The 15,175-nt window shown below is 66.0% G+C and carries 12 protein-coding genes; 5 read left to right on the top strand and 7 right to left on the bottom strand.

Annotated elements, in window-relative coordinates; all coding sequences use genetic code 11:
• Nucleotides 1-40: 40 nt before the first annotated feature.
• The 3 genes from L2I41_RS06850 to L2I41_RS06860 form a co-directional block, all read right to left on the bottom strand.
• A complete protein-coding gene (locus tag L2I41_RS06850; RefSeq protein ID WP_237152772.1) occupies nucleotides 41-817 on the bottom strand; it encodes a WecB/TagA/CpsF family glycosyltransferase in 777 nt (258 codons plus the stop codon).
• Between the two features lie 639 nt (nucleotides 818-1,456).
• Nucleotides 1,457-2,509, bottom strand: a complete 1,053-nt coding sequence (locus L2I41_RS06855) for a glycosyltransferase (RefSeq protein WP_237152773.1) — start codon at nucleotides 2,507-2,509, stop codon at nucleotides 1,457-1,459.
• Between the two features lie 21 nt (nucleotides 2,510-2,530).
• Entirely contained in the window at nucleotides 2,531-4,759 is a 2,229-nt protein-coding gene (locus tag L2I41_RS06860; protein WP_237152774.1) for a GumC family protein, read from the bottom strand.
• A gap of 355 nt (nucleotides 4,760-5,114) precedes the next feature.
• On the opposite strand from L2I41_RS06860, the gene L2I41_RS06865 reads away from it, so the two are divergent.
• The 3 genes from L2I41_RS06865 to L2I41_RS06875 all read left to right on the top strand — a co-directional run bounded on the left by L2I41_RS06865 (nucleotide 5,115) and on the right by L2I41_RS06875 (nucleotide 8,106).
• On the top strand, nucleotides 5,115-6,563 hold the full coding sequence (locus L2I41_RS06865; protein ID WP_237152775.1) for a lipopolysaccharide biosynthesis protein: 1,449 nt from the start codon (nucleotides 5,115-5,117) through the stop codon (nucleotides 6,561-6,563).
• The gene (locus L2I41_RS06870; protein WP_237152776.1) at nucleotides 6,560-7,036 is read left to right on the top strand and encodes a heme-degrading domain-containing protein; all 477 of its coding nucleotides are present in this window, start codon (nucleotides 6,560-6,562) and stop codon (nucleotides 7,034-7,036) included. The genes L2I41_RS06865 and L2I41_RS06870 overlap by 4 nt, the downstream gene beginning before the upstream one ends.
• A gap of 155 nt (nucleotides 7,037-7,191) precedes the next feature.
• The gene (locus tag L2I41_RS06875) at nucleotides 7,192-8,106 is read left to right on the top strand and encodes a LysR substrate-binding domain-containing protein (protein WP_237152777.1); all 915 of its coding nucleotides are present in this window, start codon (nucleotides 7,192-7,194) and stop codon (nucleotides 8,104-8,106) included.
• 30 nt (nucleotides 8,107-8,136) lie between these two features.
• Here the strand turns inward: L2I41_RS06875 and L2I41_RS06880 are convergent, their stop codons facing one another.
• Complete coding sequence (locus L2I41_RS06880; protein ID WP_237152778.1) at nucleotides 8,137-9,525, bottom strand: leucyl aminopeptidase family protein; 1,389 nt, start codon at nucleotides 9,523-9,525, stop codon at nucleotides 8,137-8,139.
• A gap of 183 nt (nucleotides 9,526-9,708) precedes the next feature.
• On the opposite strand from L2I41_RS06880, the gene L2I41_RS06885 reads away from it, so the two are divergent.
• Complete coding sequence (locus L2I41_RS06885) at nucleotides 9,709-10,506, top strand: tetratricopeptide repeat protein (RefSeq protein WP_237152779.1); 798 nt, start codon at nucleotides 9,709-9,711, stop codon at nucleotides 10,504-10,506.
• 126 nt (nucleotides 10,507-10,632) lie between these two features.
• On the opposite strand, the gene L2I41_RS06890 is transcribed toward L2I41_RS06885, so the two are convergent.
• The 3 genes from L2I41_RS06890 to L2I41_RS06900 all read right to left on the bottom strand — a co-directional run bounded on the left by L2I41_RS06890 (nucleotide 10,633) and on the right by L2I41_RS06900 (nucleotide 13,379).
• Nucleotides 10,633-11,334 (bottom strand): glutathione S-transferase family protein, encoded by a 702-nt coding sequence (locus tag L2I41_RS06890; protein WP_237152780.1) that lies wholly within the window; start codon nucleotides 11,332-11,334, stop codon nucleotides 10,633-10,635.
• Between the two features lie 29 nt (nucleotides 11,335-11,363).
• Nucleotides 11,364-12,656: an amidohydrolase family protein gene (locus L2I41_RS06895; protein ID WP_237152781.1), complete on the bottom strand. Its 1,293-nt coding sequence runs from the start codon at nucleotides 12,654-12,656 to the stop codon at nucleotides 11,364-11,366.
• Between the two features lie 84 nt (nucleotides 12,657-12,740).
• Nucleotides 12,741-13,379, bottom strand: coding sequence for a TetR/AcrR family transcriptional regulator (locus L2I41_RS06900; protein WP_237152782.1), 639 nt, complete (start codon nucleotides 13,377-13,379; stop codon nucleotides 12,741-12,743).
• A gap of 572 nt (nucleotides 13,380-13,951) precedes the next feature.
• Here L2I41_RS06900 and L2I41_RS06905 point away from each other — a divergent pair.
• Nucleotides 13,952-15,172: an acetate/propionate family kinase gene (locus L2I41_RS06905; protein WP_304610547.1), complete on the top strand. Its 1,221-nt coding sequence runs from the start codon at nucleotides 13,952-13,954 to the stop codon at nucleotides 15,170-15,172.
• Nucleotides 15,173-15,175: the final 3 nt, after the last annotated feature.

Below are 15,175 nucleotides of genomic sequence, written 5' to 3' on the forward strand. Positions count from 1 at the left end.
TCTGAAATGGCCCGTGGCGCTGTGGCGCCACGGCGAGACATCAGGTCCGGTCGGCCGGCTTGGTCTGGCTCTTGCCGCCCTGCACAACCCAGCGGAAGCCGCGACGCACATGATAGCGCGCCAGATAGAGGGCCGACAGCGCATAGCGCTTGGTAAGGCGCTTGGGATTGTTGACCAGACGCCACAGCCACTCAAGGCCGGATTCCTGCATGAACTGCGGGGCACGCTTCTGCCCGCCGCCGATGAAATCCAGCGCCGCGCCGATGCAGACGAAGTTCACGCCCGGCGCCCATTGGGTGGCGAAGTTGGCGAAGGTTTCCTGCTTGGGAGCGCCCAGCGCCACCAGACAGATCTTCGCACCGGAGGCGGCAATCCGCTCAGCCGAGGCGCGGGAGTCCGAGCCGAAGGGAGCAAAGCCGAAGGGCGGCGATTCCATGGCGGCGATGTTGAGGCCCGGAAACTCTTTCGTGAGCGCCGTGGCGGCGGCTTCGAGGATCGCCATGCTGGAGCCGAAGAAATGCAGGGCCACTCCGGCCTCAGCCGCGGCCGCGCAGAGCGGGCGCACCAGATCGGCCCCGGTGACGCGGACGATGCGGGCACCCTGGGCGCGGGCCATGCGAACCACCGGTTCGCCGTCCGCCGTCACATAGGTGGCGCGGTCATAGGCGACGCGGAACGCAAGATCCCTCTCAAGCTTGACCAGATGATCGAGATTGAGGGTGAAGGTGGTGCCGCCGCGCCCGCCCAGGGCATCATCGATCAACCGGGCAACCAGGTCAGCCTGGGTGCCGATGTTGATGCGCGTGTGGTCGACCACGGCAATCGGTTCAGGCCCGGTTGCGATCCCGGATGTGATGCTCCCCTGGGGGAGAGATGACGGCAATGAGCTCACAGCTAGTCCTGACATCTTTTTGATTATACGCCCGAATTTCGAACGTTCCCTGTCGGTTGAGCAAGTGGTGTGCCATTGATCACCGTCGTTACGCCCGCCGCTCCGTGAAGCGTTAACAGGGAGTAAACGACCGAGGAGGCCTTCGTGTCTTTGCTGGAGCTTTCATAGACTTACCGCCATTCAAGTGGCGTTTATCGGTTCGCTCAAATTGTAATGAAATGCAGATTTGTTCCCGAAGCGGTGCTTCAGGCCGAGCTTCGAACAGCAAGTTAAGACAATTTTAACTGTCGGGGTGCCGGCAAGGCACACATGCTCTCTAAAGATGTGGAAGGGCCGCCCGCCGTGGCCTGCGGCCTGCATCGAGTGTGCCGTAACCGGAAAAGGCGGGCTTCCCAAGGCCTCTTTCTCTCGCCAGGGATGTCCTTCGGCGCAGTCGACGGCGAGACCTGTTTCATTCCCGGACAAGGGGCATGCGCGCGTCGGTGGTCGGCGGAAGCGTCAGCCTTCCGCCTGTCCATATGGCGTTCCGGGGTGTCTGCCGCCTTGGGCGAGACGGTCCCGCTTTCAGGCGGAGAGGCGCATCAGGCGCTCGATCAGGGCCTGGCGGTCGCCCTCGGCGGCGCTGTTCCAGCGCGCAATGTTGCGGGCTGCGGCCTGGCGGGCCTCGCTGAAGACATCGGGCTTGAGGACGAGGGCGGCAATGGCTGCTGCGGCGTCGGAAGGCGACGCCGGATCCACATGCAGGCCGGAGCCGCCGAGCACTTCGGAGAACACCGGCTTGATCGGTGCGACGATGGGCAGTCCGGCATATTGCGCTTCGAGGAGCGGCAAGCCGAGCCCCTCGTCGTGGCTGGTGGAGAGAAAGACATGCGCCTCGGTGAGCAGTTCGCGGACCCGCTCGGCCGACTGGTAGCCATGCACGACGACGCCGGGCAGGCCGGCGAGCCGCTCGGCTTCCCCGCCCCAGCCTGGCCGGCCGACCAGATTGAGCCGGGCGTCAAAGCCGTGGGTATCGCGAAGCCGGCGGACGATCTCGGCTGCGGCGGCGAGGTTCTTGCGCGGTTCGATGGTGCCGACGGCGATGAGATCGAGGCGTCCCCCCGGCGAGACCTGGCGATTGGCCCGGGCGGCGATTTCCTCGACGCCGAACACGTCGCGGACGACCGGGCGATAGAGACTGATCTCGGCGTCGGCACGGCAGAAGCGACGGAGTTCTTCGCGCGTTGCCTCCGAGTTCACCAGGAACCAGGGCAGGTGCGTCACGGCATAGCGGAAGGCCGGGGCCATGTAGTGGGCGGCGCGCCAGTTGAGGTCCTGCGGCCGCGTGATCAGGAAGCAGTCGTGGATATAGGGGATGACGCGGGCGCGACCGAACAGCGACAGCGGGATGGACGGCGGAAAGCCCGGACAGAGCACGAGGGCGCCGCGTTCGCCGAGGACACGCGCCGTCAGGCCGAACTGCTGGGCCAGCATCATCCTTGCCGTGGAGCCGCCGCGCACCGGCACCAGCGTCAGCGGCGCAAGCGAATCGGGCGAGAAGAGCTCGAGCGTGATCCGCTCAAGGCCGGTGACCGTTCGGCCGAGATGGGTATGGTCGACGTAGAGCGTGGCAGGCATGGATGCTTCCGCAAATGGAGGTCAGGCGGCCTTGGTGCGATGGGAGGCCCGGCTGTCGCGACCGCTCACCAGCACAAGGCCGGTGAACACGTCCAGCGCATCAGCCAGATCGGACACCATGGCGCCGGCCTCGGGATCGTCCTCAATGACGCGGTCGGCCACAAGGATGACCGCGTCGGCGTCCGCAGCCAGGGCTTCGATGAGGGACTGCGCCGGGCCGGTGCCGCAATGGACGATCACGCGGCCGTAGTCGGCGCCGAGATCGGCGATGAAGCGCCCAACGGCCTCCGCTTGCGCGGACTGAGAGCCGATGGCTCCCGTGCCGACCACCGTGATGTCCTGTCCCTCGGGATAGAGGGCGATGTCGGCCGCCGACGCGGTGCCGGACTGCACTTCGGCAATGCCGGGCAAGGGACGATCGCTCCAGGCGGCGGCAACGGGCAGCGCAGCGGTGGCATCGACGAGCAGAAGGCCGGCCTCGACCGGCAGGCTGGCAAGGCCATAGGCGATCGCCGTGGCGGCTTCGCCCTCTCCGATGCCGACGACCAGCAGCATGCGGGCGTGTCCGGCGGCGCGTTCGACGCGTCGGATCAGGCGGGCGCAATCGGCCAGCGCCTCGGTGCGCGGCGTGCCGTCTTCGGCCTCGACGGCGCTGACGATCAGGGCGCGATGATCTTCGCGACTGTGGCGCGCCGTCCGCATCAGCGGCGCGGCGACGGTGAACTCGGCCAGCACCGGGACGTCGGAGGGGGACGACAGGGCGGCCGCCATGGGCGGTGCCTCGCGGGACGGCAGGTCGTCGTCTTCGGGCTCGGCGGCATCGAGCTTCGGCCCCTGCGCGCGGGCCTCGGCGTCATTGACGGGTACGCGCACCAGATAGCGGCGGCCCCGATAGAGCGCCATCGACAGGGCGATGCCCAGGCCGGCCATGCCGGCCAGCGCGAGCACGATCGGCTTGCGCGGCGCATAAGGATAGAGCGGACGGCTGGCGGGGACGATCACCCGGGCGTCGGAGATCTGCGTGTGCGCCTGCAGGCCGATTTCCTCGGTGCGGGCCACGTAGTTCTTGTACATGTCATTGCGCAACGTCGCGTCATTCTGCAGCTCGTTGAGCAGGATATTGGCCTCGCCGGCGTCGGCGACCACCGCACCGGCGCGATCGACGGCCATCTTGGCGGCGGCTTCCGCCGTCTTGGCGGCTTCCACTTCGTTGGCAGCGCTGGCCGCCATGGAGCGCAGCTCGTCGGCGATCTGCGCCTCGGCGCGAGCAAGATCGGCCTTGGCGGCCAGCATGCGCGGATGGCTGGGACCGAGGGCCTGACTCAAGTCGCTGACGCTGCGCGCGGCCAGCGCCTTCTCGATCTTGAGGCGGCTAATCACTGTGGAGCTGAGGCTGTCGAGCAGGCTGTCGGAGGTGTCGCCGGCGCGAAGCGCCTTCTGGATGCTGTCGAGACGCGACTTGGCCTGCTGCGTCTTGACGGTCGCAGCCACATAGGCGTCGTTGAGCTGGCGCAGCGTGTCCTCGTCCACTGACCGGCCGTTGGCCGAGACGATGCCGTGGTCGCGCTTGTAAGCTTCCAGCTTCTCCTGCGCCGCCCGCGCCTTGGACCGGAGGTCGTCGAGCTGGGTGTTGATCAGCTTGCTCGCCTCGCGCACGGCGTTGGCCTTGGCCACGACCATGCTGTCGATGAAGGCGTCCGCAACGGCCTGGGCGATGAGCGTGGCGCGACCGGGATCGTGGGCGAAGGCGTTGATGTTGAGCACATAGGTCTGGTCGGCGCGCTCGACGCCGATGGACTCGGCAAGCTTGAGCAGCGCGCTGTCGCGCGTGCCGCCGAACTCGGGATCCTTGTCGAGATGCAGCTTCTCGACCACCGCCTCCAGCGTGGCCGAGGAGGTCACAAGATCGGCCTGCGTGCTGATCCAGACGGTGTCGATGCCCTGCACGGGCTGCACCACGTCGGCACCGGCGGTGATCTGCTTGTCGCGCGGGTCCAGCAACACGCGCGCCGTCGACTGCCAGGTCTTGGGCGTCACCAGGAGGAAGCCGACGCCGGCGGCGATGAAGAGGGCGGTGATCAGGCCGATCAGCAGCCACTGCCGCAGCAGGATGGCGAACAACATGCCGAGGTCGACGTCGCCGCTCTCCGAGACAGCCAGCGGAGCGACCGACGGCCGGGTGACCGCATCGACCGGTGCGCGCTGTGCCTCGACGCCGCGGGCGGCGCGTTTGAATAAGCCTCGGGACATGGATCTCGCCGTTTGTTTTCCGCCTGTTAACTATGATCTTCCGCGCTTAAGGAAGCGTGAACGCTGTCAGGCGAAATCCTGCCTGAAGTGCCCCGGAATCTCAGGCGGAGTTAACCCGCGCCGGTCATTCTCGCCGGAGACAGAGAGGCTGGAGCCCCCGCCGATCAGGTGAACTCACTCGATCGGAAAGCGCTCGAGGCTGAAGGCTGGATGAGGGTGACCAAACGGTGCAGCGGCAAGGCGTTTCGATGACAGGCGGTCGCTCCATCCACGGCGGCTGGATCGAAGGGGATGCGGTCTTCGGGCCGTCTGTCGACCCGCGCGCATTCCGGCCAGACGAGGACCACAAGCCCCGATGCTGATCCGCCAGACCCTGCTCTATCTGCCTGCGCAGTTTCTGTCGCCGGTGGCGCAGTTCCTGTCCATGATGGTGTGGACCTGGTGGCTGGCGCCCGAAGCCATGGCTGCCTTCGCGCTGGTGACGGCGACGCAGGAACTGGCCTACATGTTCGCCCGCTCGTGGTTCTCGTTCTACACGCTGCGCTTCCTGCCGTTGCCGGAGGATCACGAGGGCCGCCGCCGCTATCTCGGCACCGAGACGACGCTGATGCTGCTGCTGGCCCTGCCGGAAATCGGCGCCGCCGCCTTCGGCATCGGCTTCTTCAACGGTTCGTCCGACCCGCTGACGCTGTTCGGCATCGTCGCGCTCTATTACGTCTCGCGCGGCCTCAACAATCACTATGCCGAGCGCGCCCGGGCGCAGAATGCCATTCTCGCCTATACGATCTTCCAGACCTGCGGACCGCTCGGCGGCCTGTTCGGCGGCATGGTGGTGGTGCATTACTGGGGGGCAAGCGCCGAACACCTGCTGCTCGCCTATGGCCTCCTGCAGGTGCTGGGCACGCTGGTGGCCCTGCCGATGATCGGCTTCTCGCTGCATCCGCGCCGGCCCGACATGGCCATTCTGAAGGCTGCCTTCGCCAATGGCGGGCCGATGCTGGTCATCAACTGCATGGGCTGGGTGGCCGAGAACAACATCCGCTATATCGTCGACGCCATCGCCGGCGCTGCCGCCTTCGGCCTGTTGTCGGTGGGCTGGGGCATCGGCCGTCGCTGTGCTTCCGTGGCCGCCATGCTGGTGGCCGCTGCCGCCTTTCCGCTGGCCGCGCGCATGCTGAACGCCGGCGACCGGACCGGCGCCTATCGCCAGCTGACCATCAACGCCGCCCTGCTGACGGCTGTCCTGTTCCCGGCCATGGTGGGCCTCGCCCTGGTGGGCGACCGTCTCGTCGATCTCGCGGTGGCCGAGGTCTATCGCGAGGTGACCAAGTCGGTGCTGGTGCTGGCAGCCGTCGGCGGCACCGTGCGCTTCTACCATCTGCATGTGACCGACCAGGTGCTACTGCTGGAGCGCAAGTATTTCCTGATCGGCGTGATCGACGCGGTGGAAATCGTCGCCACCGTCGCACTGTCGATCCTCGGCTTTTATGAGGCCGGCCTGCCCGGCGTGGTGGCCGGATCGCTGGCTGGCTCCGTGCTGACGCTCGCCTATTCGTCCTATCTGGCGGTGAGCGGACCGGGCTTCCGCTTCCCGGTGCTCGACACGGCGAAAATTGCCTTTGCAACGGCGGTGATGGCGTTCGCGGTGCGCGCGTTGCCGGTGAGCCCCACCGCGCTCGGCCTTGGCATCTCCATCGGCATCGGCGGACTGACCTACGCACTGACGCTGGCCATCGTTTACTTTCCCATCCTCAAGCCTATGATGGTGGCCCGCTTCTCCCGCCATGCGAACGGATTGTCATGACGATCACCAACGAGTTTCTCGAAGAGCTGCTTGCGCAGGAAGAGCGCCTGCAGTTCCCCCGCTTCGACAATGAGACCGCCATTGCGCTGGGCTTTTCGCTGATCGAACTCGGTCGCCAGCGCGGCCTGTCGATCACTGTCGACATCGTGCGCGCCGGCCAGCAGCTGTTCCATGCGGCGCTGCCGGGCACGGCCGCCGACAATGACCAGTGGATCATCCGCAAGAACAACGTGGTGATGCGCTGCGGCCATTCCTCCTTCTACATGGGGCGGCGGGCAGCCTTCCGGGGCGTCTCCTTCCACGAGAGCATGCTGCTCGATCCGCTTGCCTACGCGCCGCACGGCGGCGCCTTCCCGATCCGCGTGATCGGCACCGGCCTTGTGGGCACCGTCACCGTGTCGGGTCTGCCGCAGGAGGAGGATCACAAGCTGGTGGTCGAAGCGCTGACAGCCTTCCTCGCCAGCTTCAAGTGACCGGCCGCACGGCGTCACCTGACGGTCGCAAGCGGACAAACAGACGACCAGAGGCCCGGAAAACCTATTTCCGGGCTCGACTTTGCCGCAGGTCGGGATAAATAACGGATCAACGGCCTGATGAGGCCGACCTGCCGGATAGCAAGGGACGCATCGTGGAAATCAAGTGGCTCGAGGACTTCGTCAGCCTGGCCAACACGCGCAGTTTCTCCAAATCTGCGATCGAGCGCAACGTCACGCAATCGGCCTTCAGCCGCCGCATCCAGCAGCTGGAACAATGGCTCGGCGTGCCGCTTGTCGACCGGTCCACCTATCCGACGACGCTGACCCCCGAGGGGCGGCATTTCCGCGAGACGGCCGATGAGGTGCTGCGCCTCATCTATGTGGAGCGGACCCAGCTGCGATCGGGCCGCGCCCAGGGACAGGGGGCGATCACCTTCTCCACCCTGCACACCCTGTCGATCAACTTCTTCCCCTATTGGCTGAAGGGCGTCGAGGAAGGCTATGGCGCGCTCAACGTGCGCCTGATCACCGACAACTTCCACGACACCATCCGCCTCCTGGCGGAAGGCGAATGCGACTTCCTGCTCTCCTACGAGCATCCGCGCATTCCCGTGCTGCTCGATCCCGAACGCTTCCCGGGCCTCGATCTTGGCGGCGACCGGATGATCCCGGTATCGGCCCCGGTGGAAGGCGGCAAGCCGCGCTTCCAGCTGACCGGCCCCAAGGACAAGCCGGTGCCCTTCCTGACCTATGCGCCGGAAACCTTCCTCGGCAAGCTCGTCAGCATCATCCTGACCGACCAGGGCGACGCGCTCAACCTGACGCCGATCTACGAGAACCCCATGGCCGAGGCGATCAAGACCATGGCCATCACCGGTCGTGGCGTCGCCTTCGTGCCGGAGAGCGCCGTGCGCACCGAGCTCGAAACCGGACGCCTCGTGATCATCGACCCCACCGTCTCGGTGGACATGCGCATCCGCATGTACCGCTCGATGGACAAGGTGCGACCCCGCGTCGAAAAGCTCTGGAAATATCTCAAGGAACAGCGCGCCACCGCGGCGGCGTGAGGCTGGCCCCACGCCGCAGCGTCTGGCAGGTCACGGCTTGCCGTAACGACCTTCGATCAGCGCAAACAGGGCGCGGATGGTCTGCGCCTCGCCGCCTTCGGGCTGCGCCGGCTTGGCCGAGGGCACCCAGGCGAAGATGTCGCCGTGCATCCAGGTCTTCGCTCGCTCGACAAAGCGGCCGAGGAACAGCGCGGCCGTCATCGAACCGGCAAAACCGCCGGAGGTGACGTTGTTGAGATCGGCAACCTTGGACTTCAGCCAGTCGTCATAGGGCGCCCACAGCGGCATGCGCCACAGCGGGTCGGCCACTGCCGCCGAGGCGGTGGCAAGTTCGGCGGCAAAGGCGTCGTCGCGGGTATAGACCGGCGGCAGATCGGGACCGAGCGCGACGCGTGCGGCTCCGGTCAAGGTTGCCAGATCGATGAGGAGATCGGGCGCCTCCTCGTCGGCGAAGGCCAGGGCGTCGGCGAGAATCAGCCGGCCCTCGGCGTCGGTGTCGCCGATCTCGACGGTCAGCCCCTTGCGCGAGCGGAACACGTCGCCGGGGCGATAGGAGGCGCCGGAGACGGCATTCTCGACGATCGGCAACACCACGCGCAGGCGCACAGGCAGGTGGCTTTCCATGATCAGCCGCGCAAGGCCGAGGATGTTGGCGGCCCCGCCCATGTCCTTCTTCATCAGCGTCATGTAGTTGCCGGTCTTGATGTTGAGACCGCCGGTGTCGAACACCACGCCCTTGCCGACCAGGCTGATCTTCGGGGCATCGGTAGAGCCGGACGTGCCATCCCAGACGAAGGTGATGAGGCGCGGCGCGCGCGGCGAGCCGGAGCCGACCGCATGGATCAGCGGCAGGTTGGCCGAGAGAAGGCCATCGCCCACATGCTCCTCGATCGTAGCGCCATGGGTTTCCGCCAGCGCCCGCGCAACGGAGGCGAGCTCTTCCGGGCCGAGGGCATTGGCCGGGGTGTTGACGAGATCGCGCACCATGCAGACGGTCCGGACCTGCCGCTTGATCGCCTCAAGGTCACGATCGGCCGGCAGGACGAGGCGCACGACGCTGTCCTTCGGCTTCACATAGCGCTCGAAACGATAGGCGCCGAGGCCGAAGGCGAGATAGGTGAGGTCATCGACCGCCGTTGCAAAATGATAGACGCCGGCCGGCAGCGCCGTTGCAAGCTTGCCTGCCAGCATCGGCTGCGGCGCCGCGCCCGCCTTGCCGAGGCCGAAGACCACGGCACCCAGCCGGCCATCGGGGCCGGGGACGAGCAGCAGGCTGCCGGTAGCGCCGGTGAAGGCATTGGCCCTGGCCCAGCCTTCCGCGCCGAGCGCGGCAAGGCACGCGGCGAGAGTTTCCTCGGAAACGCAATGGACGGGCACGGAGGCAAGCGACGAATCGGCGGCGATGAAACAGGCTGGCACGACGAACTCCTTGGCGGTTGAGCCACGGACTTTAGGCAGGCAATGCGGCAGGAGCAAGCCGGCGGAAGGCAGGGGCAGTTCGGAGCGGATGGGCGCATTAACCCGGCGTTAGGGTTAACAGATTATCAAAAGTACCAGTGTTGCCGGGGCAGAAGCCCGGTTCGTTCTGACAGAGGCCCAGACATGAAGTCCACGCTCTCCATTGCCCGTCCGTCTCGTCTCGGCCGGCTGGTGCTGCCGCTTCTCGCCGCTCTCGCCTTGTCCGGATGCATGACGTCGAAGCCGCCCCTCGCCACCCATGGCGACGTCTCCGTGACCGGCTCGATCGACAAGTTGAGCGACGGGCAGATCGCCAGCGCCACGCAGGCCTGGGGCCAGCGCTACGACGCCAACCCGACCGATCGAAACACGATCCTGAACTACGCTGCCGCGCTGCGGCTCAACAACCAGTCCGATCAGGCCGTGGCGGTCTTGAGCAAGGGCGTGCTGGCCAATCCCGACGACCAGGACATGTCCGCCGCCTATGGCAAGGCGCTGGCGAGCGCCGGCGATTTCGATCAGGCGCTCAGGGTGATCCGTCAGGCCCAGCGGCCAGAGCGTCCCGACTGGAAGCTCTATTCGGCGGAAGGCGCCATTCTCGACCAGACCGGCGAGACCGTGGCCGCGCGCGAGGTCTACCAGAAGGCGCTGCAGATCGCCCCGAACGAACCGTCGATCCTCAACAATCTTGGCCTCAGCCATCTGCTGGTCGGCGAAGTGGACGACGCCGAGAAGCTGTTGCGCCAGGCTGTGGTCCAGCCGACGGCGACGAGCCGCATGCGCCAGAACCTGGCGCTGGTGCTTGGCCTCAAGGGCAAGTTCCAGGAAGCCGAGGCCATCGCCCGGCAGGAGATCGATCCGGCTCAGGCCGACGCCAACGTCGCCTATCTCAAGGCCATGATGGCGCAGACCAACACCTGGAAAGAAGTCAAGAAGAGCTGAAGGCCCCGCCTGAGTCTGGCCGGGGCCGCATCGACCCCGGCTCTTTGCGCCGGCGCTAGTGGAGCGACTTTGACATTTGAGTCCCGCATGGCATCGGCCTCGCGCTCAAATGTCGGAATCGAGCCACTAGAAGCCCAGCCGCTCGCGCATCCGCTGCATGTAGGCGACCAGCGTCGGACGCGCCGCCGTGGCCCGCTGCAAGGCGGTGGGGAAGGCCGGGGACAGGGCTGCGCCGACCATGCCGAAGATCGAGGCGTCCACACCCGACGGGCGATCGCCCAAGAGGAAGGGCTTGTCGCCGAGAAGCGTCACCAGAGCGTCGAGATCGCTTTCGGCCATCATCAGCCGCGTGGCGTCGTCATGCCGCCCGACGCCCTGGGCGTGCAGGAGCTTGCGCACCTTGCGCCGGCCGAGGTCGGGCACGAAGAGATTGACCGGAGCGGGAATGACGCTCTTGAGATAGGCGCGCATCACCGGCCAGCCGGCCTCATCGATCCAGCGCGCATGGACGATCAGGAAATAGAATCGCTCCTCCAGCATCTCCTCGACCGCGTGGGCGATGGCGCGATCGCGCGCGTCATAGCCGGCATAGAAGTCGAAGCCGTGCCGCTTGGTGATATGCCGGCCGATCAGGTCGCTGTCCGATACGGTGACGCCATCGTCGACGATATATGGCATCTTGCCGGTCGGCGACTTGCGCATGACGGCAAGGCCGGTGGCCGTCTCATAAGCGAGGCCCGCGAGCCGCAGCTGCGCATGCGTCTTCACGACAAAGGGGCTGGTGTCGGGCAACTCGCCGAAGGGGCCGAAGCCGCAAAGCGTGATCATCGTGGTTCTCCGTGTCGGGGCGTGCGCGCTCAAGCGTTGAGGGGCGGCGCATAGTCGGCGGGATCGACCGTTTCAGGGCGACCGTCGAGGGTGAGGCTCGTCCGCCGCGGTGCCGTCTCGGCGATCACCTTGCCGCCACGGATCACCGTGAGGCGCGTCGGCTTCTGGCGGATTGCCTCGATGGCGTCGCGCGCCTGCAGGATGACGAGATGCGCCGCCTTGCCCACTTCAAGGCCATAGTCCTCGATGCCGATGGCGCGGGCCGAGTTGACGGTGACGCAGTCAAAGGCAGTGCGCATGGCCGAGAGCGAGGTCATCTGGCCCACATGCACCGCCATGTGGGCGACTTCGAGCATGTCGGCCGAGCCCATGGAGTACCACGGATCCATCATGCAATCCTGCCCGAAGGCGACGTTGACGCCGCCGGCGAGCAGCTCGGGCACGCGCGTCATGCCGCGCCGCTTGGGATAGGTGTCGTGGCGGCCCTGCAGGGTGATGTTGATCAGCGGGTTGGCGACGGCGTGCACACCGGCCTCGGCCATCAGGGGGATCAGCTTGGAGACATAGTAATTGTCCATGGAATGCATGGAGGTGAGATGGCTGCCGACGATGCGGCCCTGCAGCCCGAGACGGATGGCCTCGGCAGCCAGCGTCTCCACATGGCGCGACAGGGGATCATCGCTCTCGTCGCAGTGGAGATCGACCCTGAGGCCGCGCTCGGCGGCGATCTCGCAGAGGCGCCGGACGGAGAGGGCGCCGTCGGACATGGTCCGCTCGAAATGCGGAATGCCGCCGACCACGTCGACGCCCATGTCCAGCGACTTGAGGAGGTTGCGTTCGGCGTTCGGCGAGCGATAGAGCCCGTCCTGCGGGAAGGCGACCAGCTGCAGGTCGATATAGGGCGCAACGCGGCGCTTGACTTCCAATAGCGCCTCGACGGCGAGCAGGCGGTCGTCGCAGATGTCCACGTGGCTGCGGATGTGCAGCAGGCCCTGCGCCACGGCGAGATCGCAATAGCGCAAGGCGCGTTCGATCACTGCCTCCTGCGTCAGGATCGGCTTGAGCTCGCCCCAGAGCGCAATGCCCTCAAGGAGCGTGCCGGAGCGATTGAGCCGGGGCAGGCCGAGCGACAGCGTCGCGTCCATGTGGAAATGCGGGTCGACGAAGGGCGGGCTGACCAGCCGACCGGCCGCATCGATGACCTTGGCGGCGTCGGCAGCCATGGACGGAGCGATCTCCACGATCCGGCCGCCCTTGACGGCAATGTCGAGGCCGGTGCGGCCGTCGGGCAGGTTGGCATTGCGGATCAGGAGGTCGAGCATCGCGTGCGGTCCGTGATTGTTGGTATCAACAGCATCGGACCCGGAAAATCGAATTCGCGCAAGAGGCTTCGTGGGCCGCGCGCCTCAGGCGGCCGCCGGCGCACAGAGCGCGACCATGCCGGCGGTGGCAAAGGTGATCAGCGGTTCGACGATCACGTCGAGATGGCGCGCGTCCAGCCGGCCGGAAATCAGCTCGTCGATGCGCCCGACGCCGGAGTAGCATGAGGCCAGCAGCACCAGCGTGTAGCGGAACCCTTGCCGGAGCGTTGCAGGGTCGGCCTTGGGATAGGCGCGCGACATCGCCTCGACGAACAGTTTGCGCGCTTCGTCAAGATACAGTTCCACCAAGTGGCTGCGCCGGTCGGACTGGCAGAACTGCGCCATCAGGCGCGCATAGGACACCCAGCCGTCGTCGCCCAGCGTGGCCAGTTCCACATAGGGACGGATGAAGGCCGACATCAGGTCCTTGACCGAGGCGGCCGGAATTCGGCTCGACAGCGCGGAGAGCACCTCGCGCCGCCGGACGTTGATGATGCCAAGCCGACGGGCGATCACCGCATCGAGAAGGTGGTGCTTGCTGGAATAGCACTGGGCCACATCGTCGGGATTGAGACCGGCGTGGTGGGCGATGACGTGATCGGAAACCCCTTCGATCCCCAAGTCGGCAAACAGGGTTTCAGCTACATCGAGCAGCCTCTCGGTCTTGGCGGACAGCGACTCCACGGCAGTGTCTCCATCGGGGCCTTCGACCGATCTGATGGCCCAGCGTGGACGAGTTTGTGCAGGGCAAAAAGCTGAGACCGGAAGCCCGGTTTTCGAAGCATTTTCTTCTTATGGCACAAACGCTTGCGGGCCCAGATGCGTGGTCGGACCACCAAGTCAGAAAATCAATAGCGGATTCGCTACCCTCATAAAACCATGTCACTTCTCGCAATGCATACGTGTCGTTCATGGGGGGAAACGCGTAGTTCTGCGGCGCCTTGGACGCTGCGAGCTGCCATGCTTCAGATGCGAAGCTCATTTGCGACTATTGCAATGCTGACATGAGGGCATGCGAGAGTGCAAAGCGAATATGGAAGGAAAGGCCAGGCAAGCTTTTGAAAGAAAGCCGAAAAATCTTTGCTCTGCGCCGGAGTATGGTCAGGCGTACCTTGGTTTGGCTTTCACCGGCTTTCGCCGCACATACCTAATCTCCCCTACCATCGAGATCAAATCGCAGCCGGTCGAACCTCATTATTACAGCCTTGTTCATGGCCTGAAGCTTAGTATCTGGAAGCGCCCAGAAAAGAGACCCGATGATGGCATCGCACGCCCAACTCATCCTTGTGATCAATTGCGGCTCGTCGTCGCTGAAATTCGCCCTTTATTCCACAGATCAGCGCGGACCCCTGCTGTCCGGCCTTGCCGAGTGCCTCGGTCAGGCGGACGCGTCCATGCGCATCGACGCCGATGGCGCGCGGGTGAAGACATCGCTCGACGGCGCCAATCATGCTGGCGCCCTGGCGGCGCTGACGCGCGAGCTTGATGCGCGCGGCTTGCTCAAGGGCATTGCCGCCGTCGGCCATCGCGTGGTGCATGGCGGCGAACGTTTCACCGCCTCCGCCCTGATCACCCCCGACGTCATCGCTGGCATCGAAGCCTGCGTTCCCCTGGCGCCGCTGCACAATCCGGCCAATCTGATCGGCATCAAGGCCGCCATCGCTGCCCTGCCGGGCGTGCGCCAGGTGGCTGTCTTCGATACCGCCTTCCATCAGACCATGCCGAAGGCCGCCTATCTCTATGCCCTGCCGCTGGCCTATTATCGCGACCTCGGCGTGCGTCGCTACGGCTTCCACGGCACCTCCCATCGCTACGTTGCCGCCGAAGCGGTGCGTGAGCTCGGGCTCGATCCCCTCGACCATGGCATCGTCATTGCCCATCTCGGCAATGGCGCCTCGGCGACCGCCGTGCTCAACGGCCGCTCGGTCGACACCACCATGGGCCTGACCCCGCTTGAAGGTCTGGTGATGGGGACCCGCGCCGGCGACGTGGATTTCGGCGCACTGCTTTACATCGCCCGCCGCACCGGCGTCGATCTCGACGGCCTCGATACGCTGCTCAACCGAAAGAGCGGCCTGCTCGGCCTGTCGGAACTCTCCAACGACTGCCGCACGCTCGTTGCCGCCGCTGAGGAAGGCAACCAGCAGGCTGCAGACGCGCTCGACGTCTTCGTGCACCGTCTGGCCCGCCACATCGGCGGTCTCGCCACGTCGCTTCCCCGCCTTGATGCGGTGATATTCACCGGCGGCATCGGCGAGAACTCGGCGCCGATCCGCGCCAAGACGCTCGGACGGCTGAAGAGCCTGGGCATTGAACTCGACGCTGACGCCAACGCCGGCATCTTCGGCGGCAAGCGCGGCCTAATCAGCACCGGCCGCACCCCGGCCGCCCTGGTGGTTCCCACCGACGAGGAATGGATGATTGCGGAAGACACCGCGGACCTCGCCGGCCTGAAGGCCGAAATGGCCGCACAGTGACAG

The organism is Oryzibacter oryziterrae, from assembly GCF_021864535.1.
Taxonomy (GTDB): domain Bacteria; phylum Pseudomonadota; class Alphaproteobacteria; order Rhizobiales; family Pleomorphomonadaceae; genus Pleomorphomonas; species Pleomorphomonas oryziterrae.